The organism is Pseudomonas corrugata, assembly GCF_001269905.1.
Lineage (GTDB): Bacteria > Pseudomonadota > Gammaproteobacteria > Pseudomonadales > Pseudomonadaceae > Aquipseudomonas > Aquipseudomonas corrugata.
This window is the reverse complement of record NZ_LHVK01000009.1, coordinates 1-23,453: the sequence shown is the minus strand read 5'-3', so window position 1 is coordinate 23,453 and position 23,453 is coordinate 1. Positions and strand designations below refer to the sequence as shown.

Sequence of the window (23,453 nt, the reverse complement as noted above, 5' to 3'; positions counted from 1 at the left end):
TCTACTTCCACTATTTATTTTTATACGGGAAATCAATTTGTGCGGTCGGCGCCGGTTTCGACGCCGACCGGTGTTGCGTGTTACGAACCGATGTAAGAGGTCTTCACCACGGTGTAGAACTCCTGCGCGTAGCGACCTTGCTCGCGCGAACCATAGGACGAACCTTTGCGTCCGCCGAACGGCACGTGGTAATCCACGCCGGCGGTTGGCAGGTTGACCATCACCATGCCCGCCTGGGAATGGCGCTTGAAGTGGTTGGCATACTTCAACGACGTGGTGGCGATACCGGCGGACAGACCGAACTCGGTGTCATTGGCCATCGCCAGCGCCGCCTCGTAGTCAGCCACGCGCACAACGTTGGCCACCGGGCCGAAAATTTCTTCACGGCTGATGCGCATTGCCGCTTCACTGTCGGCGAACAGGGTCGGCGCCAGGAAATAGCCTTCGGTGTCGCAGGTCACCAGGCCACCACCGCTGACCAGCCGCGCACCTTCGCTCTGGCCAATGTCGATGTACTTCAGGTCCTGGTTGAGCTGGGCCTCGGAAACCACCGGGCCGATGTCCGTACCCGCCTTCAGGGCATGACCGACCTTGATCGATTGCATGCGCTCGGCCATGGCCGCGACGAACTTGTCGTGGATACCGGCGGTGACGATCAGGCGGCTCGAGGCCGTGCAGCGTTGGCCGGTGGAGTAGAACGCACTCTGCACCGCCAGTTCGACAGCCTGCTTGAGGTCGGCGTCATCGAGGATGATCTGTGGGTTCTTGCCGCCCATTTCCAACTGCACCTTGGCCTGGCGCGACACGCAGCTGACAGCGATCTGCCGGCCCACGCCCACGGAACCGGTGAAGCTGATGCCATCGACCTTCGGGCTGTTGACCAGGAGGTCACCGACCACGCGGCCGCTGCCCATCACCAGGTTGAACACACCGGCCGGGAAACCGGCGCGGGAAATGATTTCCGCCAAGGCCCAGGCGCAACCCGGTACCAGCTCGGCAGGCTTGATCACCACGCAGTTGCCGTAGGCCAGGGCCGGGGCAATTTTCCACGCAGGGATGGCGATGGGAAAGTTCCACGGCGTGATCAGGCCAACCACACCCAGGGCTTCACGGGTCACTTCGACGTTGACGCCCGGACGCACCGACGGCACATAGTCGCCGGACAGGCGCAGGCATTCACCGGCGAAGAACTTGAAAATGTTGCCGGCGCGGGTCACTTCGCCGATGGCTTCGGGCAGGGTCTTGCCCTCTTCCCGGGCCAGCAGTTGGCCGAGCTCTTCGCGACGGGCGAGGATTTCGCTGCCGACCTTGTCCAGCGCGTCGTGACGAGCCTGGATGCCCGAAGTCGACCAGGCCGGGAACGCGGCGCGGGCGGCTTCGATGGCGGCATTGACTTGCGCTGCGTCAGCCTTGGCGTACTCGCCGATGACATCGGACAGATCAGACGGGTTGATGTTGGTGCAATAGTCAGCACCGGCCACCCACTGACCATTGATGTAGTTATCGAAACGCTTTGCATCTGCCACGGATGCTTCTCCTTACAAATAGCCTGTCTGGTTCCGAGGTCGCTCCCACGCTGAGCATGGGAACGAGCCGCTGATTGCTCAGCGGCTCGTCGGGTCTGTTACTGCTTGCCTTGCTTGTCGATCAGCGCGGCCAGGGCTTCATATTCGTCCGGCAGCAGATCGGTCAGCGGCGTGCGCACGGGACCGGCGTCGTAGCCGACGATCTTCGCGCCCGCCTTGACGATGCTCACGGCATAACCGGCCTTGCGGTTGCGGATATCCAGGTACGGCAGGAAGAAGTCATCGATGATCTTGCCAACAGTGGCGTGATCGTCGCGGGCGATGGCGTTGTAGAAGTCCATCGCGGTTTTCGGGATGAAGTTGAACACCGCCGAGGAATAGACCGGCACGCCCAGGGCCTTGTAGGCCGCAGCGTAGACTTCAGCGGTCGGCAGGCCACCCAGGTAGCTGAAGCGATCGCCGAGGCGACGACGGATCGACACCATCAACTCGATATCGCCCAGGCCATCCTTGTAGCCGATCAGGTTCGGGCAACGCTCGGCCAGTTGTTCGAGCAGCACGGCGTTCAGGCGGCAGACGTTGCGGTTGTAGACCACCACGCCGATCTTCACCGATTTGCACACGGCTTCAACGTGGGCGGCAACGCCGTCCTGGCTGGCTTCGGTCAGGTAGTGCGGCAACAGCAAGAGGCCTTTGGCACCCAGGCGCTCGGCCTCTTGGGCGTATTCGATAGCCTGGCGCGTCGCACCGCCGACACCGGCGAGGATTGGCACGCTGGAGGCACAGGTGTCGACAGCCGTCTTGATGACCTGGGAATACTCGCTGGCGGCCAGGGAGAAAAACTCCCCCGTACCACCGGCTGCGAACAGGGCCGAGGCACCGTACGGAGCCAGCCACTCGAGGCGCTTGATGTAGCTGTCGCGATTGAAATCGCCTTGAGCAGTGAAATCGGTGACCGGGAACGACAGCAGGCCAGACGAGAGGATGGACTTCAGTTCTTGTGGATTCATTATTCGAACACCCTGGGACGCAAAATTGTGTTTGAGAGAGATAAGCTTCGGCCAGAAGTTGTAGGTCATCGTACAACTTAAAATACGAACGTCAACTGCATTTCGTCATCGAGGGGGAAAAAGTCCGGCGAGCCGTTCATCCGCACTGTCGACTTTGACAGTTTTACCTCGTCAGGCTTTGCCCTAAAAAAGCCTGACCGCACGGTCGATCCCTCAAGGAGTGACACTATGAGCACCTATAAAAAGCCTGTTCTCGTCCGGTTCCCGGACACAGACGAAGTCACCATCGATCTGGCGGGACTGGAGGGCGGGTTGAAATTCACAATCCCGGACCTGGACAAGATCGGATACGAGTGGGAAGTCGCCCCGCTACTCGGCTCGGAGCCCGTTGAATGGGTCGATCGAAAGTCCCTGGCCACCTATGACGACGAGGGCAACGCCCAGAAACTCACCGAACTGGAACTGACCGTGCCCAAGGCCAGGCTGGAAAAGTATCGTGGCCAGGTGGTCGAACTGCGCTATCGGTATTTCAGCGAGTCCGATGACTATGGCGATGAGATGGTTTCGGCGCCGGTTCGCTTGAAGGTCAAGTAAGGTTCTCCAGCTCATGCTGCTGGTACGTCGCCATGGACGTAGACCACCCTGTGGCGAGGGGATTTATCCCCGCTGGGCTGCGCAGCAGACCCAACCCTGACACCTCGGTGCGTCAGAGGGACGGCATCGCTACTTTTGGGGCCGCTACGCAGCCCAACGGGGCGGTGCAACAACGTTTCGCTAAATCCCCTCGCCACAGGGGTTCTCGGGGATCAGCCGTGCGCTTGCGCTTCTTCATGGGCCTGGCGCAGCCGCTCGCGGCTGTTGGTCAGGTGCAGACGCATGGCCGCACGGGCGGCGTCGGAGTCCTGGCGGGCGATGGCCTCGTAGATTTCCTCGTGCTCGCGGCTCAGGCGGTCCATGTAGTGTTGCTGGTCGTCATGGGCCAGGCGAGCCGAATTCACCCGGGTGCGCGGGATGATGCTGGTGCCCAGGTGGGTCATGATGTCGGTGAAATAGCGGTTGCCCGTGGACAGGGCGATTTCCAGATGGAAAGCGAAGTCCGAGGCCACCGCATCGGTGGCGTGAGCGGCACTTTCGTTCAGTGCGTCAAGGGCGGCGCGCATCGCTGCCAGTTGCTCGTCGCTGCGGCGCTGGGCTGCGAGCCCGGCGGACTCCACTTCCAGGCTGATGCGCAACTCCAGAATCGCCAGCACATCGCGCAAGGTGACTACCGTGGCCGGGTCGATCCGAAAACCGCTCGGGCTGGGCGTGTCCAGCACGAATGTGCCGATGCCGTGGCGGGTTTCCACCTGGCCGGCCGCCTGCAAGCGGGAAATCGCTTCGCGTACCACGGTGCGGCTGACGCCATGGGCTTCCATGATCGCCGACTCGGTGGGCAACTTGTCGCCTCGCTTGAGCAGGCCGTCACGGATCTGCTCGGTCAACACCGTCACCAACTCCTGCGCCAGGCTGCGGCGCTTACGGGGAAAGCGCGGTACGTCGATCGGTTTTTCCATGGGACTCTTTCTCGGCAAGCGATTGAATACGCATCATCATAGCGTAACGCGGTTGTATGATCACTGTGTTCCCTGCCGGCCTTCTCAGGGATTGCTGGTTGTGGCGAGGGAATTTATCCCCGTTGGGCGCGGAGCGCCCCATCAAATACAACCATCAATCCACATCGGCTTTTGCTGGCAGGACAAGGTCTGCTGCGCAGCCCAGCGGGGCGGTGCGACGTTTCGCTGCCCCCCCTCGCCACAATACTGCACAACTGGCCATCAGGTGACTTCAGCCCGCTCCAGCAGTTGGCCATTTTCGATACGTACATGTCGCGGATGGAACCGTTTCAAACTGCTTCGGTGGCCGACGCTGACGATGCTCAACCCCGGCAACTGATCGATGAGCGCCTGGTACAGCGTGCCCTCATCCTCTTCGTCCATCGCCGAGGTGGCTTCATCCATGTACAACCATTGCGGTGCATAGAGCAACGCGCGGGCAAAGGCCAGGCGCTGTTGCTCGCCGGGGGAGAGCATGCGCTGCCAGTGGTTGCTTTCATCCAGGCGCGCGATCAGGTGCGGCAGACGGCAGGTCTCGAGTACCTGTGCATAACGTTCGTTGGGGTAGATATCGCCAGGCTGTGGATAACTCAGCACTTCCCGCAGGCTGCCAATCGGCAGATAAGGTTTCTGCGGCAGGAACAGATAACGTGCCGCCGGCAGCACAATGCGTCCGCGGCCTCTGGACCACAAGTGCCCCATCGCCCGGAACAACGTGGATTTGCCACTACCGGAACGGCCGCTGAGCATCACCCGCTCGCCCGGCTCGATGGTCATGTCGGCGTTGCTGAGCAGATGCCGACCGTCGGCCACATCCAGCCCCAGGTGCTGCACGCTCAACAGGCTGCCCTGGTTCTCCACGCCGATGGCCGGTACGCGCTCTTCGTTGTCGCTCATGGCCTGGCGGAAACTCAGCAGACGATCGCAGGTGGCGCGCCATGCGGCCAGGTCGGTATAAGCACTGATGAACCAGCTGAAACTCTCCTGCACGTTACCGAACGCCGAGTTGATCTGCATGAGTTCGCCCAGCTGGATCTTGCCGGCGAAGTAACGCGGCGCCGCCACCATGAACGGGAAGATGATCGCGATCTGGCTGTAGCCGGAGGTGAAGAACGTCAGGCGCTTGGATACCCGCATGATGTCCCAGAAGTTATGCCAGACCAGTCCGAAACGACCGCTCAAGCGCCGGTTTTCGTTGGGTTCGCCGTTGTACAGCGCAATGCTTTCGGCATTCTCGCGCACTCGCACCATGGAAAAGCGCAGGTCGGCTTCGAAGCGCTGCTGGTTGTTGTTCAGGCCGATCAGGCGACGGCCGATCAGGTGCGTCAGCCAACTGCCCACCGCCGCGTACACCAACGCGCACCAGAACATATAACCGGGAATGGTATAGCCGAACACCTCGATGCTGCCCGACACCCCCCACAGAATGATCGAGAACGACACCAGGCTGACCACGTTGCGCAGCAAGCCCAGCCCCAGGCCCAAGGTATTGCTGGTGAAGCTGTTGAGGTCTTCGGAAATCCGCTGGTCCGGGTTGTCGGTGTAGCCCCCCTGCTCCAGCTGGTAGTAATTCTTGTTGTCGAGCCAACGGGCAAAATGCTGCTCGGTCAACCAGGCCCGCCAGCGGATGGTGAGCATCTGCGTGAGGTACAAGCGGTACACCGCTCCCAGGATTGCCACCGCGGCGATGCCGCAGAAGTACAGGATCAACTGCCAGAACGCCGCGCTGTTCTTTTCTTGCAGGGCGTTGTAGAAATCCTTGTACCAACTGTTGATCCACACCGAAATCGCCACGCTGAACAGCGACAGCGCGATGACGGCGATCAACAGCGTCCAGGCCTTGCCCTTCTCCTCACTGCGCCAGTAAGGCGTGGTCATATGCCAGACACGGCGGAAAAACTGCCCGCGCACTGCATCGTTGACCGCGGAATATTCAGCGTTCTGATTCATGGTTAAAGCTCAATAAAGAGAAAGATTCGGGCCGATCATAGAGCAACGGCCCGATGTGCCGCGAGGGGGTGGACCACATCCGTTCAGCACAGGTTCAGCGACGCACGGGCCGCTTCTGCAATTTGCGCTGCAAGGTGCGCCGGTGCATGCCCAGTGCGCGGGCGGTGGCGGAAATGTTGCCCTCATGTTCGGTCAGCACCCGCTGGATGTGCTCCCATTGCAGGCGATCCACCGACATGGGGTTTTCCGGTACCAGGGTGTCGAGGTCGGCGTGCTCGGACAGCAGCGCGGCCAGCACGTCATCGGCATCCGCCGGTTTGCACAGGTAATTGCAGGCGCCGCGCTTGATGGCTTCGACCGCCGTGGCGATGCTCGAATAACCGGTGAGGATCACCACACGCATCTCCGGGTCCAGCTCCAACAGCTTGGGCAGCAGCACCAGGCCCGAGTCGCCGTCCATCTTCAGGTCCAGGGCAGCATAGTCCGGCAGGTCGGCCTGGGCGATGGTCAGGCCCTCCTCGGCGGAGCCGGCGGTGCTCACGCGAAAACCGCGACGGGACATCGCCCGGGCCATGACGCGGGTAAACGTGGCGTCATCATCCACCAGCAACAGGTGCGGCAGTTCTTCGCCATCGACTTGGATCTCGTCACTCATGTTCGTCTCCTCGGTCGGCATGGGGCAGGCGCAGCTCGGTGAGCGTACCGCCGCTCTCATGGGGGTAGAGTTTCACCGAGCCGCCAGCGCGTGTCACGCTCGCCTTGCTCAAAAACAGGCCCAGGCCCAGGCCTTTGCCCTTGGTGGTATAGAACGGCTTGCCGATCTGCTCGGCGATGGCCAGCGGCACACCGGCACCGTGGTCGCGAATGCTGATGATCAATTCGTAGGCATTCCAGTCCAGCGCCACCTCCATGCCTTCGGGGCAGGCATCGGCAGCGTTGTTCAACAGGTTCAGCAACGCCTGGGTCAAGTCCGGTGGCGGCGCCATGCGCGGCACGGGGCCGTAGCCCAGGCACCGAAAGCGATAACTGGCCTCCGGGCGCATCAGGTGCCAGCGATTGAGGGCTTCGTCGAGCCAGTCGGTGACGTCCTGCATGTCGATCGCCAGCCGGCGGTTGGCCTCGGCGGCGCGCACCAGGTATTGCAGGGTCTCCTTGCAGAGCTTGACCTGATCCTGCAGCACACTGAGGTCGTCCTGCAACAGCGGGTCGGGATGATCCTGTTGCATCTCCTTGAGCAGCACGCTCATGGTCGCCAGCGGTGTGCCCAGCTCATGGGCGGCGCCGGCGGCCTGGGTAGCCACGGCCAGCAGTTGTTCGTCCCGCAGGCCTTCTTCACGACGGATCGCCCGCAGCTCCTCCTGGCGACGAAGCTCCTCGGCCATGCGCGCGGCGAAAAACGTGATGACCGCCGCGGCCAGGGCGAAACTCAGCCACATACCGTAGATCTGCAAGTTTTCCCGGGCGATCGGGAAAGTTTCCAGGGGATAGAACCGCGCCAGCAACAGGGTGTACAGCGCCAGGGCGATACCGGAAAGAATCAGCGAATAACGCCACGGCAATGTCACTGCGGCAATGGTCAGCGGCACCAGGTAATAAGACACGAAAGGGTTGGTCGAACCGCCAGAGAAATACAGCAAAGCACTGTGGATAAACAAGTCGCAGGCCAGTTGCACCGCGTACTCCAGCTCCGTCACCGGCCACGAGGCGCGCAGCCGAATGGCCGTCAGCGCACACAACACCGAGGCGCACACCAGGGTAATCGCCAGTTGCAGCCAGGGCAGCGGCAACAGCTGGAACCAATAGGCGAGCCCCACGGACCCGGCCTGGGCCGCAAGGACCAGGATACGGATGAACGTCAGCCGCCAGAGATTCTGGCGTGAGGCGGAAGTCATTTGCAAAGGGGCGAGCATGAGCTCTCCTGATGAGTGCTCCAGGCGAATCGCACGGAGTATAACCAAGGCGCGGGTTGCAGAGGCAGCTATGCGGCAAAGCGCCACAGCCTCTGAACGCTGCCTATCACCTTGTGGCGAGGGGATCTTCATTGGCCTCATGCATCTGTATAGAAGTTGTAACTGGGCGAACCACACCACAAACGCTAGAGTCTTATCGTTCACGCAGGCCCGGACCTTACCCCTGCACATCATCCCAAGGAGCTTTCATGCACACGTTCAGTCGCCCCGCCGCCCTCCTCGCCCTCAGCCTCGGCACCGTCGCCAGCCTGCCGGCCCTGGCCGCCGATGAACTGCACTACAACCAGATTTCCCTGCGCGCCGAAGCCAGCCAGGAAGTGGCCCGTGACCTGATGATCGTCACGCTCTACACCGAAGAACAAAACACCGACCCGGCCAAACTCGCCGCCGCCGTCAGCACCAGGCTGAACAAAGCCATCGGCCAGGCCAAGCAGGTCAAGGACATCACCCTGCGCCAGGGCAGCCGCAACAGCTATCCGATCTACGACAGCAAGGGCCAGAAAATCACCGGCTGGCGCGAACGCGCCGAACTACGCCTGGAAAGCGCCGACTTCGCCGCCCTGTCCAAACTCACTGGCGAACTGTTGACCGACATGAAAATGGGCGGCATGGACTTCGCCATCTCCACCGCCACCCGCCAGAGCAGCGAAGACGCCCTGCTCAAGGACGCCGTCAACGCCTTCAAGGCCCGCGCCCAACTGGCCACCGAAGCCCTGGGTGGCAAGGGCTACAAAATCGTCAACCTGAACCTCAACACCAACGGTTATCCGCAGCCCTACCTGCGCGCACCGATGATGATGAAGGCCGGGGCCATGGATGCCGAGTCCGTCACACCTGAAGTGGAAGCGGGCACCAGCAAGGTGAGCATGACGGCGGATGGGGCGATTGAGGTGTTGATGCAGTGATGTAAGGAGTACTCAGCCAGTTTTCTCTACTGGCTGAACCCTGTCCTTGTGGCGAGGGAGCTTGCTCCCGCTGGGCTGCGCAGCAGACCCCGAACCTGACACCTCGGTGTGTCAGATGAACTGAGTGGCTGCTTTTGGGGCTGCTTCGCAGCCCAGCGGGAGCAAGCTCCCTCGCCACAAGGGCCGTCCGTGCTACACCTCGACCGAACTGGCCGGCACTTCAAGCTGATCCAGCGCCTTGTCCACCAGCAACTGACACAACTCCACCAACTGATGAATCCCCAGCGCCACACTACGGCGCGTGCCATCCACCTCGAAGGCCAGATCCTCGGCCATGGCCTTTACCGAGGCCAGGGTTTCGCAGGTGCTGGTCAATAGCGTGTCGGCGTCCGCTTTGGCGGTCACGGAGAACAGGCTGTCGATGCGCGGATCGGTGGGTGGCTCTGGCGACTTGGGTTTGAGGTAGTGGCCCAAGGCACGCTCGGCGGCGGCGCGGTCCTTGAGTAAATCTTCGACGGCGTCGAAGTCTGATAGCGGATGGGTTCTATTGAAGTTTGGTTCGGCCTTTCCTTCATTCATGTGCATGCTCCCGATGAAATTGGAGCCATCACTTGCCGTTATGGTCGTGAGGCTTACGACCTACTAATTTCAGGTTTCCACTCCTGGTCACTGGTTCGCAGCGACAGGCAAAAGGTTAGGGAGCCCACTTCCGAGGGGCAACCCTAAAATTTCCCTTCGGTCCAGAAGATCCTTCCGATGCACCTGAATGATTCGCGCTGCCTCCAGCCCTACCGCAACACCGTGGCGAGGGAGCTTGCTCCCGCTGGGCTGCGAAGCAGACCCGAAGCTGACACCTCGGCGTGTCAGACAGGCAGCGTCGCTGCTTTTGGGGCCGCTTCGCAGCCCAGCGGGAGCGAGCTCCCTCGCCACAGGACAGCATCCAACCTGCGGCTATGCCCAAAGCCAGGGGTCCCCCTCACTTTTGGATATTTCCAACCATCCCCACTACACAGCTACTCTCCATGAAAACCGTCACCACGCCCCAAGGGATTTCATGGACAGAACCACTTTCCAACCATTGCTGCTCACCCTCGCCCTGATCGGCTGCGCCCCGCTGGCCCAGGCCGCCACTACCCTGGTCTACTGCTCCGAAGCCAGCCCCGCTGGGTTCGACCCCAGCCAGTACACCAGTGGCACCGACTTCGACGCCTCGGCCGAAACCGTCTTCAATCGCCTCACCCAGTTCAAGCGCGGCGGCACCGAAGTCGAACCGGGGTTGGCGACGAGCTGGGACGTCTCCGCCGATGGCCTGGTCTACACCTTCCATCTGCGCGGCGGTGTGAAGTTCCACACCACCGACTATTTCACCCCCACCCGCGACTTCAACGCCGACGACGTGGTGTTCACCTTCCAGCGCCTGCTCGATCCGCAACAGCCGTTCCGCCAGGCCTACCCGACCGAGTCGCCCTACTTCACCGACATGGGCCTGAACACCACGATCAAGAACGTCGAAAAAGTCGACGAGCACACCGTGCGCTTCAACCTGAACAACGTCGACGCCGCGTTCGTGCAGAACCTGGCGATGAGTTTCGCCTCCGTGCAGTCCGCCGAATACGCGGCGCAGTTGTTGAAGGAAGGCAAGGCCGGCGATCTCAATCAGAAACCCGTCGGCACCGGCCCGTTCGTGTTCAAGCGTTACCAGAAGGACTCGCAGATCCGCTACGCCGCCAACACGGCCTACTGGAAACCCGAGGACGTGAGAATCGATAACCTGATCTTTTCCATCACCCCCGACGCCGCCGTGCGCCTGCAAAAGCTCAAGCGCAACGAATGCCAGGTCAGCGGCTACCCGCGTCCGGCCGACATCGAGGTAATGGAAAAGGACCCCAACCTGCAGGTGCTCAGGCAACCCGGCTTCAACCTGGGTTTCCTCGCCTACAACGTCACGCACCCGCCCCTGGACCAGCTCAAGGTCCGCCAGGCGCTGGACATGGCCATCGATAAACCGGCGATCATCAAAGCGGTGTACCAGAGCGCCGGACAACTGGCCCAGAACGCCCTGCCACCGGCCCAGTGGTCATTCGACCCGGCCATCAAGGATGCGCCCCACGACGTGACCAAGGCCAAGGCGCTACTCAAGGAAGCCGGGGTGGCGCCAGGTACCACCATCAATTTATGGGCAATGACGGTGCAACGCGCCTCCAACCCCAACGCGCGGATGTCGGCGCAAATGATCCAGCAGGACTGGGCGAAAATCGGCATCAAGGCCAACATCGTCAGCTATGAGTGGGGGGAGTACATCAAGCGCGCCAAGAATGGCGAGCACGACGCGATGATCTACGGCTGGACCGGCGACAACGGCGACCCCGACAACTGGCTTGGCGTGCTCTACAGTTGCGCGGCGGTCAAAGGCAGCAACTACGCGAAGTGGTGCGACCCAGCCTACGACAAGCTGATCCAGCAAGCCAAGGTCTCGACCGACCGCCAGCAGAGAATCGATCTGTACCGGCAGGCGCAACGGATTCTCAAGCAACAGGTGCCGATTACGCCGATTGCCAACTCCACGGTGTTCCAGCCAATAAACAAGAAAGTCGTGGATTTCAAACTCAGCCCGTTTGGCCTTACCCCCTTCTACGGCGTGGGTTTGCAGCAGTAAAACCCGCCCCAACCCGGTGCGCGACACCTCCGACGCGCACCGATTCAAAGCATCGTTTGCACCAAAAAAGCCGGCGCAAACGATCAACTGCGTCAGAACTTACACAGATGCGACATTAAGGTACGTTCGTGCCACTGTTTCAGATTTGGAACCGCTCTGGATCTTGCATTGGGTATGGGGCCTGCATAAGTATCCGCAGGACGACTCACGAGGTCGCCCTCAAATCCAAAAATGACAACAAATCATGAGGCCAACATGCTTAAACACGCGGTCATTCCGTTTTTAGTCGGCGCAAGCTTATTAGCCAGCGCACCCTTCGCCTCCGCTGCGACTAACCTGGTGTTCTGCTCCGAAGGCAGCCCGGCTGGCTTCGACCCGGGTCAATACACCACCGGAACCGACTTCGACGCCTCAGCCGAGACCATCTTCAACCGTCTGACCCAGTTCGAGCGTGGCGGCACCGCCGTGATCCCGGGCCTGGCGACCAAGTGGGACATTTCCGAAGACGGTCTCACCTACACCTTCCATCTGCGCGATGGTGTCAAGTTCCATACGACCCCGTACTTCAAGCCGACCCGTACCTTCAACGCCGACGACGTGCTGTTCACATTCAACCGCATGATCAACAAGGACGATCCGTTCCGTAAGGCGTACCCGACCGAATTCCCGTACTTCACCGACATGGGCATGGACACCAACATCGCCAAGGTCGAGAAGCTCGACGACAAGACCGTCAAGTTCACCCTCAACGCTGTCGATGCCGCGTTCATCCAGAACATGGCGATGCACTTCGCGTCCATCCAGTCCGCCGAATACGCCGCCCAGTTGCTCAAGGAAGGCAAGCCTTCCGATATCAACCAGAAGCCGATCGGCACCGGTCCGTTCGTGTTCAAGAGCTACCAGAAAGACTCGAACATCCGCTTCACCGGCAACAAGGACTACTGGCTTCCGGAAGACGTGAAGATCGACAACCTGATCTTCGCCATCACCACCGACCCGTCGGTGCGTATCCAGAAGCTGAAGAAGAACGAATGCCAGATCACCCTCTTCCCGCGCCCTGCCGACTTGCAGGCCATCCGTGAAGACAAGAACCTGAAGATGCCGGACCAGCCAGGCTTCAACCTGGGCTACATCGCCTACAACGTGATGGACAAGATCAAGGGCAGCGACCAGCCCAACCCGATGGCCCAGTTGAAAGTGCGTCAGGCACTGGACATGGCTGTCAACAAGCAGCAGATCATCGACTCGGTATACCAGGGCGCCGGCCAACTGGCGGTCAACGCCATGCCGCCGACCCAGTGGTCCTATGACACCACCATCAAGGATGCGCCGTACAATCCTGAGAAAGCCAAGCAGTTGCTCAAGGAAGCGGGCATCAAGGAAGGTACCGAAATCACCCTGTGGGCGATGCCGGTGCAGCGTCCGTACAACCCCAACGCCAAGCTGATGGCTGAAATGCTGCAGTCCGACTGGGCCAAGATCGGCATCAAGGCCAAGATCGTCACCTACGAGTGGGGCGAGTACATCAAGCGTTCCAAGGGCGGCGAGAACGGCGCGATGCTGATCGGCTGGAGCGGCGATAACGGTGACCCGGACAACTGGCTCAACGTGCTGTTCGGTTGCGACTCGCTGCAGGGCAACAACTTCTCCAAGTGGTGCGACAAGAAGTTCGACGACATCGTCAAGCAGGCCAAGCGCACTTCGGACCAGTCCAAGCGCACCGAGCTGTACAAGCAGGCGCAACACATCCTCAAGGATGCCGTGCCGATGACACCTATCGCTCACTCGACGGTGTTCCAACCCATGCGCACCAATGTGCAGGACTTCAAGATCAGCCCATTCGGCTTGAACTCCTTCTACGGTGTCAGCGTCAGCAAATAAGGTGTTCAACGGCGGCGTCTCCTGACGGCGCCGTTGTTTTATCTGCCAAGACCCAGGAAATCGCCTAAGTCCAAAACATCTGCGCAGCGCGGCAGCTGGTTGAGGACGTACCGCCCTTTCTCACAAGTCTTTCAGGCGTTACGCATTTACTGCCAGACCCACGGCTCCTACCGTTGGGACCCGGCAGACCTGCCGACCCTGCGGCATCGCTGTATGCAATGGAATGAGCTCAGTGCCCCGGACCTGTCCCCGGATGGACGCCGGTTCACTGTCAAACACCCCGAACAAAAGAGGGAGCGTCATGCGCCATACCCTGGTTTTATCTACATTGCTGAGTACCGGCCTGCTGGCCGCGACATCCGTGGCCCAGGCCGCCGCCGGCGGTAGCCTGGTGTTCTGCTCCGAAGGCAGCCCCGCCGGTTTCGACACGGCGCAATACACCACCGCCACCGACAACGATGCCGCCGAGCCGCTGTACAACCGCCTGGCCGAGTTTGAAAAGGGCGCGACCAATGTCGTACCGGGCCTTGCGACGAGTTGGGATATTTCCGAAGACGGCCTGAAATACACGTTCCACCTGCGCGAAGGCGTGAAATTCCATAGCACCGACTACTTCAAGCCGACCCGGGACTTCAACGCCGACGACGTGCTGTTCACCTTCAACCGCATGCTTGACCCGCAGCATCCATTTCGCAAGGCCTACCCCACCGAATTCCCCTACTTCAATGGCATGAGCCTGAACAAGAACATCGCCAAGGTGGAGAAGACCGGACCGCTGACCGTGGTCATGACGCTCAACAGTGTCGATGCAGCCTTCATCCAGAACATCGCCATGAGCTTCGCCGCGATCCTCTCGGCCGAGTACGCCGAGCAGTTGCTCAAGAATGGCAAGCCGAGCGACATCAACCAGAAGCCCATCGGCACCGGCCCGTTCGAGTTCAAGAGCTACCAGAAAGATTCCAATATCCGTTACGTCGCCAACCCGCACTATTGGGCGCCGGAACGGGTCAAGCTGAAGAACCTGATCTTCTCGATCAACACCGACGCCTCGGTGCGGGTGCAGAAGCTCAAGGCCAACGAATGCCAGGTCACCCTGCATCCACGTCCGGCCGATGTGCCGGCCTTGAAGAACGATCCCAAGCTGCAGTTGATCGAAAAGCCCGGTTTCAACCTTGGCTACATCGCTTATAACACTCGCCACAAGCCGTTCGACCAGGTCGAAGTGCGCCGCGCGTTGGACATGGCGGTGAACAAGCAGGCCATCCTCAACGCCGTGTACCAGGGCGCAGGGCAATTGGCGGTCAACGCCATGCCACCGACCCAGTGGTCCTACGACGACACGATCAAGGACGCCGCCTACAACCCGGAAAAAGCCAAGGAGTTGCTCAAGGCCGCTGGGGTCAAGGAAGGCACCGAAATCACCCTATGGGCCATGCCCGTGCAACGCCCGTATAACCCCAATGCCAAGCTGATGGCCGAGATGCTCCAGGCCGACTGGGCGAAGATCGGCTTGAAGGTGAAGATCGTCAGCTACGAATGGGGCGAGTACATCAAGCGCACCAAGAACGGTGAGCACGACATCAGCCTGATCGGCTGGACCGGCGACAACGGTGACCCGGACAACTGGCTGGGCACGCTGTACAGCTGTGACGCCATTGGCGGCAACAACTACTCCATGTGGTGCGACCAGGATTACGACAAGCTGATCAAACAGGCCAAGGTCGTCACCGACCGCGACCAGCGCACCGTGCTCTACAAACAGGCCCAGCAGTTGCTCAAGCAGCAAGTGCCGATCACCCCTGTTGCCCACTCGACGGTCAACCAGCCGCTGAGCGCCAAAGTCGAAGGATTCAAGGTCAGCCCCTTCGGTCGCAACGTGTTCTCGGGCGTCAGCCTGAACCCATAACCGATTAGTCCTACAGCGAGGCCCCCTTGGGGGCCTTACGCAGACGTCTTGCCGTAATTCGCCGATCAGGCCTTCTGCAAACGTTTGCGAACTGTATTCAGCAGCAAAACCGATAGCCGTATCACCAAAAAAGACCGGCGTTAATTAAGAAAGAAAAAGGAGCGTTACCCATGAAATTGAGCAGCACCGCGTTACTGGCCCTGGCCATCAGCAGCGTTACGGCCAGCGCCTACGCTGAATCTGTAAGTCAGGAGTTCGTACCTACCACTCTGGCTGGCAGCAGCGCCCAAAGCGAAGCTAAAGGTTTCATTGATGGGCAAAGCCTGAGCGGTACGACCCGCAACTGGTACGCCAATGAGTTGCGTCGCCGGGACGACCGGTTCAGCTACAAGCCAAACAGCGTCAAAAATGATCCTTCCGTGCCCCGGACCCCGATTTCCCGTCGCATCAACTGGGTGCAGGGCACCATCGTCAACTACACCTCCGGCTTTACCCAAGGTACCGTAGGTGTCAGCACGGAAGTGGCCGCCTACAACGCAATCGTGCTGGACCGTGATCGCAAGCACATTGCCGGTGGTTCGAACCGTACCCTGGCAGACTCCAACGGCGATGCCGTAGACCAGTGGAGCAAACTGGGTCTGGCCAACGTCAAGTTCCGTGTATCGAACACCACGTTGACCGCCGGCCGCCAGAACTTCAGCACGCCTATTGTCGACGTTATCGGTAACCGTCCATTGCCTTCCAGCTTTGAAGGCATCAGCCTGCACAGCGAAGAATTCAACAACCTGTCATTCGATGTCGCCGGATTCGACCGTGTTTCGCCACGAACCGAACAGAGCCTGTCGAAATTCCGCAGCGAATATTCCGCCACCGGCGTGGAAACCGATAAGGTCTACATGGGGGGGGTGAACTACCAGCCGTTCAAGAGCCTCAAAACCAGCCTGTATGGGGCCAATGTCGAAGACTTCTGGAACCAGTACTACTTCGGCGCCACCCACGAGTTGGGTGACAGCCAGGTAGTGAGCCTGACCACAAGCCTGAACTACTACAAGACCGTCGATGAAGGCAAAAAGCTGATGGGGGATATCGACAACGATACCTACTCCCTGTCGTTCGGTCTTACGCACCAAGCCCACAGCCTGACGTTCTCCTATCAGGAAGTGAACGGTGACGAATACTTCGACTACCTGCACGAAACCAACGGCATCTACCTGGCCAACTCCCTGCTGTCGGACTTCAACAGCCCGAATGAGAAGTCGTTCCAGATTGCCTATGGCATCAACATGGCCGAGTACGGCGTGCCAGGTCTGAAGTTCAATATCTACCAAGCACGCGGCTGGGGTATTGACGGTACTCATTACAAGGGCACGGCCTATACCGACCCAGGTGCCCAGCGCGGCGACCTGAGCCTGATGGACGGTGAAAGTCACTACGAATACGGCGTCGGCGCGTCTTATGCCGTGCAGAGCGGCCCGCTCAAGGCCACCGCGATTCGTGCCACCTACACGACCCACCGCGCCAGCGAACATCAGGCCGACGGCAACATCAATGAGTTCCGCCTGGTCACCACCATCCCGTTCAACATTCTGTAAACCCTGCGCCGGACGGTCGACTCACGAGGTCGGCCGTCCGGCTTTTGCCGTTTCACCGATTGCAGAGGATATGACGATGAACATGATCCCCCTACGCGCAGCCCTCGCCGCTGCGCTGCTGAGTGTCGCCGTTGGCGCCACGGCCAAACCCTTGGTGGTTTGTACAGAAGCCAGCCCGGAAGGCTTCGACATGGTCCAGTACACGACTGCAGTCACTGCCGACGCCGTGGCGGAAACCATTTTCAATCGCCTGGCCGATTTCAAGCCTGGCACCACCGAAGTGATTCCGGCCCTGGCCGAATCCTGGGACATCAGCGACGATGGCCTGACGTACACCTTCCACCTGCGCAAAGGCGTCAAGTTCCACACCACCGAATACTTCAAGCCAACCCGTGACATGAACGCCGACGATGTGGTCTGGAGCTTCCAGCGCCAGCTGGACCCGAATCATCCGTGGCACAAACTGTCGAGCGTGGGCTTCCCCTACTTTGAAAGCATGGGTTTCAAAGAGCTGTTGAAAAGCGTCGAGAAAGTCGACGAGCATACGGTCAAGTTCACCCTGACCCGCCGTGAAGCGCCATTCCTGGCCGACATCGCCATGGCCTTCTCCTCGATCTACCCGGCCGAATACGCCGACCAGTTGCTCAAGGCCAACAAGACCGGCGACCTCAACAGCAAGCCGGTCGGCACCGGGCCGTTCATCTTCCAGCGCTACAACAAGGACGCCCAGGTTCGCTTCAAGGCCAACCCGGATTACTTCCGCGGCAAGCCGCCGGCCGATGCACTGATACTGGCCATCGCCACCGACAACAATGTGCGCCTGCAGAAGCTCAAGGCCAATGAGTGTCAGGTCGCGCTGTACCCCAAGCCCGACGACATTCCGAGCATCAAGAAAGACCCCAACCTGAAAGTCGATGAACTGGACGCCATGACTGTGTCCTACGTCGCCATGAACACCCAACACAAGTACATGAGCGACGTGCGGGTGCGCAAAGCCATCGACATCGCCTTCGACAAGGAAGCCTACGTCAACGCGCTGTTCGGCAAGGGCAACGCCAGCGTGGCGGTCAACCCCTACCCGCCGACACTGCTGGGTTTCAATCACGAGTTGAAGAACCCGCCCCGTGACCTGGACAAGGCCCGCCAGTTGCTCAAGGAAGCCGGCGTGCCGGAAGGCACCGTGTTCACCCTGTTCACCCGCAACGGCGGCGGCCCGACCAACCCCAACCCGATGCTCGGCGCGCAGATGATGCAGGCCGACCTGGCGAAGATCGGGATCAAGGTCGACATCCGCGTCATGGAATGGGGCGAAATGCTCAAGCGCGCGAAGAACGGCGAGCACGACATGGTGTCCGCCGGATGGGCGGGCGATAACGGCGACCCGGATAATTTCCTGACGCCTATGCTCAGTTGCGAGGCTGCGAAGAACGGCGAAAACTACGCCCGCTGGTGCAACGAGAAATTCCAGGCGCTGATCGACCAGGCCCGCGCCTCCGTGAACCCTGAAGAGCGGATCAAGCTCTATGAACAGGCCCAGGTGATTTTCAACCAGGACCAACCGTGGATCAGTATGGCCCACACCCGGATGTTCACGGCAATGCGCAAGAACGTAGAGGGCTACTCCATTAGCCCGCTCACCACCAACAACTTCGCCACCACCCAGGTGAAGTAGATAAGAAAGCGTCCGGTATCCCCTGATCAAAGGGGTGCCGGACATGCCTAACCGGCTGATGAGGTACACCTGAAGATGTTTAGTTTTATTGCCCGCCGACTGGGATTACTGATCCCCACGTTCTTCGGCATCACCTTGCTGACCTTCGCGTTGATTCGCATGATCCCCGGCGACCCCGTGGAAGTGATGATGGGCGAACGTCGGGTCGATCCCGAAATGCATGCTCAGGCAATGGAACGCCTTGGCCTGAACAAACCGCTGTATGCCCAATACCTGGACTACATCGGCAAACTGGCCCACGGTGATCTCGGCGAATCGCTACGCACCCGCGAAAGCGTCTGGACCGAGTTCAGCTCCCTGTTTCCCGCGACCCTGGAACTGTCCATGGCCGCCCTGTTGTTCGCCGGTATCCTGGGCCTGCTGGCCGGGGTGATCGCGGCACTCAAGCGAGGATCCCTGTTCGACCATGGGGTGATGGGCATCTCCCTGGCGGGGTATTCGATGCCGATCTTCTGGTGGGGCCTGATCCTGATCATGTTCTTCTCGGTGTCCCTGGGTTGGACACCGGTATCGGGACGCATCGACCTGCTCTACGACATAGAGCCGAAAACCGGCTTCATGCTGATCGACACCTTGCTCGCCGATGAGCCGGGCGCGTTCCTCGACGCACTGCATCACCTGATCCTGCCGGCCATCGTGCTGGGCACCATTCCGCTGGCGGTGATCGCCCGCATGACCCGCTCCTCGATGCTCGAAGTGCTGCGCGAAGACTACATCCGCACCGCCCGGGCCAAGGGCCTGTCGCCGGCGCGCGTGGTGTTCGTCCACGGCCTGCGCAACGCACTGATCCCGGTACTGACCGTGGTCGGCCTGCAGGTCGGCACGCTGCTGGCCGGTGCGGTCCTGACCGAAACGATCTTCTCCTGGCCGGGCATCGGCAAGTGGCTGATCGAAGCCATCGGAGCCCGGGACTACCCCGTGGTGCAGAACGGCATCCTGTTAATCGCCTGCCTGGTGATTCTGGTCAACTTCGTCGTGGACATCCTCTACGGCTTTGCCAACCCACGCATCCGTCATCAGCGCTGAGATCAAATCCATGAGTACTCCAACTCCTTCGGTAGCAGTCGATCAAAGCCTGCTGTATCCGTCCCCGTACAAAGAATTCTGGCAGGCATTTTCCCGTAACAAGGGTGCCGTGGCCGGGCTGATGTTCATGATCCTGGTGGTGTTCTGCGCGATCTTCGCCCCATGGGTCGCCCCTCATGATCCGAGCGAGCAGTATCGCGATTTCCTGCTGACGCCACCGGTCTGGCTCGAAGGCGGGCAACTGCAATTCCTGCTCGGCACCGACGAACTGGGCCGCGACCTGCTGTCACGGCTGATCCAGGGTTCACGCCTGTCGTTGCTGATCGGCTTGTCGTCGGTGGTGATGTCGCTGATCCCGGGCATTCTGCTGGGCCTGTTCGCCGGGTTCTTCCCGCGCATCCTCGGCCCGACCATCATGCGCCTGATGGACATCATGCTGGCCCTGCCTTCGCTGCTGCTGGCCGTGGCGATCGTCGCCATTCTCGGCCCTGGCCTGATCAACACCGTAATCGCCATTGCCATCGTGTCGCTGCCGTCCTACGTGCGCCTGACCCGCGCCGCCGTCATGGGCGAACTGAACCGCGACTACGTGACCGCCGCCCGCCTGGCCGGTGCCGGCCTGCCGCGCCTGATGTTCATCACCGTGCTGCCCAATTGCATGGCACCACTGATCGTGCAGGCGACCCTGAGCTTTTCCTCGGCCATCCTCGACGCCGCCGCCCTGGGCTTCCTCGGCCTGGGCGTCCAGCCGCCGACTCCGGAGTGGGGCACCATGCTGGCCTCGGCCCGGGACTACATCGAACGCGCCTGGTGGGTCGTTAGCCTGCCCGGTCTGACCATTTTGCTCAGCGTGCTGGCAATCAACCTGATGGGCGACGGCCTGCGCGACGCGCTGGACCCGAAACTCAAGAATGCCGCCTGAGGAGATTCCCATGTCACTGCTAGAAATCAAGAATCTCAACGTCCGCTTCGGCGACGCCAACGCCGTTCCCGTGGTCGATGGCCTGGACCTGAGCGTGGATAAAGGCGAAGTATTGGCCATCGTTGGCGAATCGGGCTCGGGTAAATCCGTGACCATGATGGCGCTGATGGGCCTGATCGAGCACCCTGGCATCGTCACCGCCGATGCGCTGAACTTCGACGGCAAGAACATGCTCAAGCTGAGCGCCCGCCAGCGCCGGCAGATCGTCGGCAAGGACCTGGCGATGGTCTTCCAGGATCCGATGACCGCGCTCAACCCCAGCTACACCGTGGGGTTCCAGATCGAAGAAGTGTTGCGCCTGCACCTGAAAATGTCCGGCAAGGCCGCCCGCAAGCGCGCCATCGAATTGCTGGAAAAAGTCGAGATCCCCGGCGCTGCCAGCCGCATGGAGGCCTACCCTCATCAGCTGTCCGGCGGCATGAGCCAGCGTGTGGCGATTGCCATGGCCATTGCCGGCGAGCCGAAGCTGTTGATCGCCGACGAACCGACCACCGCCCTGGACGTGACCATCCAGGCGCAGATCATGGACCTGCTGCTGACCTTGCAGAAAGAGCAGAACATGGGCCTGGTGTTGATCACCCACGACCTCGCCGTCGTCGCGGAAACCGCCCAGCGCGTCTGCGTAATGTACGCCGGTCAAGCCGTGGAAGTGGGTAAGGTGCCGGAGCTGTTCGACATTCCGGCCCACCCGTACAGCGAGGCATTGCTGGCGGCGATTCCGGAACACAGCATGGGCGCCGACCGTCTGGCGACGTTGCCGGGCATCGTTCCCGGTCGCTATGACCGTCCGCAAGGCTGCCTGCTGTCGCCACGCTGCCCCTACGTGCAGGACAACTGCCGTCAACAGCGCCCTGCCCTTGACCCGAAAACCAACAGCCTCGCCCGCTGCTTCTACCCGTTGAACCAGGAGGTGGCGTGATGGCCGTCGTACTTACCGCCCGTGACCTGACCCGTCATTACGAAGTGTCCCGTGGCATGTTCAAGGGCCACGCCACCGTGCGCGCCCTCAACGGCGTGTCGTTCGAACTCGAGGCCGGCAAGACCCTGGCCGTGGTGGGTGAATCCGGTTGCGGCAAATCCACCCTCGCCCGGGCCCTGACCCTGATCGAAGAGCCGTCCTCCGGCTCATTGAAAATCGCCGGACAGGAAGTGGCCGGCGCCAACAAGGCCGAACGCAAGCAGTTACGCAAAGACGTGCAGATGGTGTTCCAGAGCCCTTACGCGTCCCTCAACCCGCGGCAAAAGATCGGCGATCAACTGGCCGAGCCGTTGCTGATCAACACCAGCCTGTCGGCCACCGAGCGGCGGGAGAAGGTGCAGGCGATGATGAAGCAGGTGGGCTTGCGCCCCGAACATTATCAGCGCTACCCGCACATGTTCTCCGGCGGCCAGCGCCAGCGCATCGCCCTGGCCCGTGCCATGATGCTGCAACCCAAGGTGCTGGTGGCGGACGAACCGACCTCGGCGCTGGACGTGTCGATCCAGGCCCAGGTGCTGAACCTGTTCATGGATCTGCAGCAAGAGTTCAATACCGCCTACGTGTTCATTTCCCACAACCTGGCGGTGGTGCAACACGTCGCTGACGACGTGATGGTGATGTACCTCGGCCGTCCAGTGGAGATGGGCCCCAACGAGTCGATCTACAGCCGCCCGTTGCATCCGTACACCCAGGCGCTGCTGTCGGCTACACCGACGATCCATCCGGACCCGAACAAGCCGAAGATCAAGATCGTCGGCGAACTGCCCAACCCGCTCAACCCGCCGTCAGGCTGCGCCTTCCACAAGCGCTGTCCGTATGCCACCGAGCGTTGCAAGACCGAAGAGCCGGCCTTGCGTCCATTGGATAATCGGTTGGTGGCATGCCACTACGCCGAGCAATTCCTTGACGGCGCAGCGTAACACCCGCTGAAACCGTGGAGAGGGTGCTTGCTCCCTCGCCACGGTGTTCTACTCGGCCGAGAAATTACGTCTGACTGTCGCCTTCGTCACTTTCGTCGCCCTCATCCCCATCGTCGGTGTCGGGCTGGTCGATCGTCGAGTCATCATCGTCCTGATCCCCCGATTGGGTGTCGGCCGCAGCAAACATCATTGCTCCCTGTCCCCCCTGCCCGCTCGAGGCATGTTGCTCATGATCCACGCACTCGGCCCACACAGCGCCGGACCCCAGGGACAACATCACCAACACCTTCAGCAACAACATCACGCGTAGAAACCTGTTCATAGCCGATTCCTCTTTCCTGAATAAAGCCGGGACCCCACGGCGTTCAGGAAATCTAATCCCGAACAGGCTGGCTCGTAAGACTAGGACGCAGAATCAGGGGCAGAAATGCCGCTTGGGGACAGACCGCTTTCGAATAGACCTTATTCAAAATTGTCATAATCATCCCGCCGTGGGAGCCGAGCTTGCTCGCGATGGCGGTCTGTCTGCCAACTCAATGCCGAATGAGCTGCCGCCATCGCGAGCAGGCTCGCTCCCACAGGGTTTGGCGTCGTACACAAATATCCTCTATCAGCAGTTCCACTGTGGGAGCGAGCCTGCTCGCGATAGCGACCTGTCAGCCAAGATACACAAATATCCTCTATCAGCAGTTCCACTGTGGGAGCGAGCCTGCTCGCGATAGCGACCTGTCAGCCAAGATCAATGCCAAATGGGCCACCGCCATCGCAATGCCAAATGGGCCACCGCCATCGCGAGCAGGCTCGCTCCCACAGGGTTTGGCGTCGT

At 60.7% G+C, this 23,453-nt stretch carries 19 protein-coding genes; 11 read left to right on the top strand and 8 right to left on the bottom strand.

Annotation, left to right across the window (positions count from 1 at the left end; translation table 11 throughout):
- Window positions 1–80 precede the first annotated feature (80 nt).
- The gene (locus AD665_RS14090; protein WP_024777464.1) at window positions 81–1,526 is read right to left on the bottom strand and encodes an aldehyde dehydrogenase family protein; all 1,446 of its coding nucleotides are present in this window, start codon (window positions 1,524–1,526) and stop codon (window positions 81–83) included.
- A 98-nt stretch (window positions 1,527–1,624) separates the two neighbouring features.
- Window positions 1,625–2,536, bottom strand: coding sequence for a 5-dehydro-4-deoxyglucarate dehydratase (kdgD, locus tag AD665_RS14085; protein WP_053192514.1), 912 nt, complete (start codon window positions 2,534–2,536; stop codon window positions 1,625–1,627).
- A 228-nt stretch (window positions 2,537–2,764) separates the two neighbouring features.
- Here kdgD and AD665_RS14080 point away from each other — a divergent pair, with 228 nt between their 5' ends.
- Window positions 2,765–3,130, top strand: a complete 366-nt coding sequence (locus AD665_RS14080) for a hypothetical protein (RefSeq protein WP_053192512.1) — start codon at window positions 2,765–2,767, stop codon at window positions 3,128–3,130.
- A gap of 212 nt (window positions 3,131–3,342) precedes the next feature.
- On the opposite strand, the gene AD665_RS14075 is transcribed toward AD665_RS14080, so the two are convergent.
- From AD665_RS14075 to AD665_RS14060, 4 genes are all read right to left on the bottom strand, one after another.
- Window positions 3,343–4,089 carry a FadR/GntR family transcriptional regulator gene (locus AD665_RS14075; protein WP_024777461.1) on the bottom strand — a complete coding sequence of 249 codons (747 nt, stop codon included), beginning with the start codon at window positions 4,087–4,089 and terminating at the stop codon, window positions 3,343–3,345.
- Between the two features lie 261 nt (window positions 4,090–4,350).
- The gene (locus tag AD665_RS14070; RefSeq protein ID WP_024777460.1) at window positions 4,351–6,078 is read right to left on the bottom strand and encodes an ABC transporter ATP-binding protein/permease; all 1,728 of its coding nucleotides are present in this window, start codon (window positions 6,076–6,078) and stop codon (window positions 4,351–4,353) included.
- A gap of 94 nt (window positions 6,079–6,172) precedes the next feature.
- Window positions 6,173–6,733: a response regulator transcription factor gene (locus AD665_RS14065; protein ID WP_003177957.1), complete on the bottom strand. Its 561-nt coding sequence runs from the start codon at window positions 6,731–6,733 to the stop codon at window positions 6,173–6,175.
- On the bottom strand, window positions 6,726–7,988 hold the full coding sequence (locus tag AD665_RS14060) for an ATP-binding protein (protein WP_024777459.1): 1,263 nt from the start codon (window positions 7,986–7,988) through the stop codon (window positions 6,726–6,728). The genes AD665_RS14065 and AD665_RS14060 overlap by 8 nt, the downstream gene beginning before the upstream one ends.
- Window positions 7,989–8,236: 248 nt before the next feature.
- Here AD665_RS14060 and AD665_RS14055 point away from each other — a divergent pair, with 248 nt between their 5' ends.
- A complete protein-coding gene (locus AD665_RS14055) occupies window positions 8,237–8,953 on the top strand; it encodes an SIMPL domain-containing protein (protein WP_053192510.1) in 717 nt (238 codons plus the stop codon).
- A 192-nt stretch (window positions 8,954–9,145) separates the two neighbouring features.
- On the opposite strand, the gene AD665_RS14050 is transcribed toward AD665_RS14055, so the two are convergent.
- Entirely contained in the window at window positions 9,146–9,532 is a 387-nt protein-coding gene (locus tag AD665_RS14050) for a DUF6124 family protein (protein ID WP_024777457.1), read from the bottom strand.
- A 475-nt stretch (window positions 9,533–10,007) separates the two neighbouring features.
- Here AD665_RS14050 and AD665_RS14045 point away from each other — a divergent pair, with 475 nt between their 5' ends.
- The 9 genes from AD665_RS14045 (at window position 10,008) to AD665_RS14005 (ending at window position 22,627) form a co-directional block, all read left to right on the top strand.
- Entirely contained in the window at window positions 10,008–11,609 is a 1,602-nt protein-coding gene (locus tag AD665_RS14045; RefSeq protein WP_053192508.1) for an ABC transporter substrate-binding protein, read from the top strand.
- Window positions 11,610–11,864: 255 nt separating this feature from the next.
- Window positions 11,865–13,490, top strand: coding sequence for an ABC transporter substrate-binding protein (locus AD665_RS14040; RefSeq protein ID WP_053192507.1), 1,626 nt, complete (start codon window positions 11,865–11,867; stop codon window positions 13,488–13,490).
- Window positions 13,491–13,791: 301 nt separating this feature from the next.
- A complete protein-coding gene (locus AD665_RS14035; protein ID WP_053192505.1) occupies window positions 13,792–15,396 on the top strand; it encodes an ABC transporter substrate-binding protein in 1,605 nt (534 codons plus the stop codon).
- Between the two features lie 170 nt (window positions 15,397–15,566).
- Window positions 15,567–16,988, top strand: coding sequence for an OprD family porin (locus AD665_RS14030; protein ID WP_024777454.1), 1,422 nt, complete (start codon window positions 15,567–15,569; stop codon window positions 16,986–16,988).
- Between the two features lie 76 nt (window positions 16,989–17,064).
- On the top strand, window positions 17,065–18,660 hold the full coding sequence (locus tag AD665_RS14025; RefSeq protein WP_024777453.1) for an ABC transporter substrate-binding protein: 1,596 nt from the start codon (window positions 17,065–17,067) through the stop codon (window positions 18,658–18,660).
- A gap of 75 nt (window positions 18,661–18,735) precedes the next feature.
- Window positions 18,736–19,746 (top strand): ABC transporter permease subunit, encoded by a 1,011-nt coding sequence (locus AD665_RS14020; RefSeq protein WP_024777452.1) that lies wholly within the window; start codon window positions 18,736–18,738, stop codon window positions 19,744–19,746.
- Window positions 19,747–19,756: 10 nt separating this feature from the next.
- Window positions 19,757–20,668 carry an ABC transporter permease subunit gene (locus AD665_RS14015; protein ID WP_024777451.1) on the top strand — a complete coding sequence of 304 codons (912 nt, stop codon included), beginning with the start codon at window positions 19,757–19,759 and terminating at the stop codon, window positions 20,666–20,668.
- A 10-nt stretch (window positions 20,669–20,678) separates the two neighbouring features.
- Window positions 20,679–21,647: an ABC transporter ATP-binding protein gene (locus AD665_RS14010; RefSeq protein WP_053192503.1), complete on the top strand. Its 969-nt coding sequence runs from the start codon at window positions 20,679–20,681 to the stop codon at window positions 21,645–21,647.
- Window positions 21,647–22,627 (top strand): peptide ABC transporter ATP-binding protein, encoded by a 981-nt coding sequence (locus AD665_RS14005; protein ID WP_024777449.1) that lies wholly within the window; start codon window positions 21,647–21,649, stop codon window positions 22,625–22,627. The genes AD665_RS14010 and AD665_RS14005 overlap by 1 nt, the downstream gene beginning before the upstream one ends.
- Window positions 22,628–22,691: 64 nt before the next feature.
- On the opposite strand, the gene AD665_RS14000 is transcribed toward AD665_RS14005, so the two are convergent.
- Window positions 22,692–22,949: a hypothetical protein gene (locus tag AD665_RS14000; protein WP_024777448.1), complete on the bottom strand. Its 258-nt coding sequence runs from the start codon at window positions 22,947–22,949 to the stop codon at window positions 22,692–22,694.
- Between the last annotated feature and the right edge of the window lie 504 nt (window positions 22,950–23,453).

Bases quoted from the DNA above. Each gene is read 5' to 3' on its own strand.
- kdgD (WP_053192514.1), bottom strand. From the start codon at position 2,536: ATGAATCCACAAGAACTGAAGTCCATCCTCTCGTCTGGCCTGCTGTCG.
- AD665_RS14080 (WP_053192512.1), top strand. From the start codon at position 2,765: ATGAGCACCTATAAAAAGCCTGTTCTCGTCCGGTTCCCGGACACAGAC.
- AD665_RS14075 (WP_024777461.1), bottom strand. From the start codon at position 4,089: ATGGAAAAACCGATCGACGTACCGCGCTTTCCCCGTAAGCGCCGCAGC.
- AD665_RS14070 (WP_024777460.1), bottom strand. From the start codon at position 6,078: ATGAATCAGAACGCTGAATATTCCGCGGTCAACGATGCAGTGCGCGGG.
- AD665_RS14065 (WP_003177957.1), bottom strand. From the start codon at position 6,733: ATGAGTGACGAGATCCAAGTCGATGGCGAAGAACTGCCGCACCTGTTG.
- AD665_RS14060 (WP_024777459.1), bottom strand. From the start codon at position 7,988: ATGCTCGCCCCTTTGCAAATGACTTCCGCCTCACGCCAGAATCTCTGG.
- AD665_RS14055 (WP_053192510.1), top strand. From the start codon at position 8,237: ATGCACACGTTCAGTCGCCCCGCCGCCCTCCTCGCCCTCAGCCTCGGC.
- AD665_RS14050 (WP_024777457.1), bottom strand. From the start codon at position 9,532: ATGAATGAAGGAAAGGCCGAACCAAACTTCAATAGAACCCATCCGCTA.
- AD665_RS14045 (WP_053192508.1), top strand. From the start codon at position 10,008: ATGGACAGAACCACTTTCCAACCATTGCTGCTCACCCTCGCCCTGATC.
- AD665_RS14040 (WP_053192507.1), top strand. From the start codon at position 11,865: ATGCTTAAACACGCGGTCATTCCGTTTTTAGTCGGCGCAAGCTTATTA.
- AD665_RS14035 (WP_053192505.1), top strand. From the start codon at position 13,792: ATGCGCCATACCCTGGTTTTATCTACATTGCTGAGTACCGGCCTGCTG.
- AD665_RS14030 (WP_024777454.1), top strand. From the start codon at position 15,567: ATGAAATTGAGCAGCACCGCGTTACTGGCCCTGGCCATCAGCAGCGTT.
- AD665_RS14025 (WP_024777453.1), top strand. From the start codon at position 17,065: ATGAACATGATCCCCCTACGCGCAGCCCTCGCCGCTGCGCTGCTGAGT.
- AD665_RS14020 (WP_024777452.1), top strand. From the start codon at position 18,736: ATGTTTAGTTTTATTGCCCGCCGACTGGGATTACTGATCCCCACGTTC.
- AD665_RS14015 (WP_024777451.1), top strand. From the start codon at position 19,757: ATGAGTACTCCAACTCCTTCGGTAGCAGTCGATCAAAGCCTGCTGTAT.
- AD665_RS14010 (WP_053192503.1), top strand. From the start codon at position 20,679: ATGTCACTGCTAGAAATCAAGAATCTCAACGTCCGCTTCGGCGACGCC.
- AD665_RS14005 (WP_024777449.1), top strand. From the start codon at position 21,647: ATGGCCGTCGTACTTACCGCCCGTGACCTGACCCGTCATTACGAAGTG.
- AD665_RS14000 (WP_024777448.1), bottom strand. From the start codon at position 22,949: ATGAACAGGTTTCTACGCGTGATGTTGTTGCTGAAGGTGTTGGTGATG.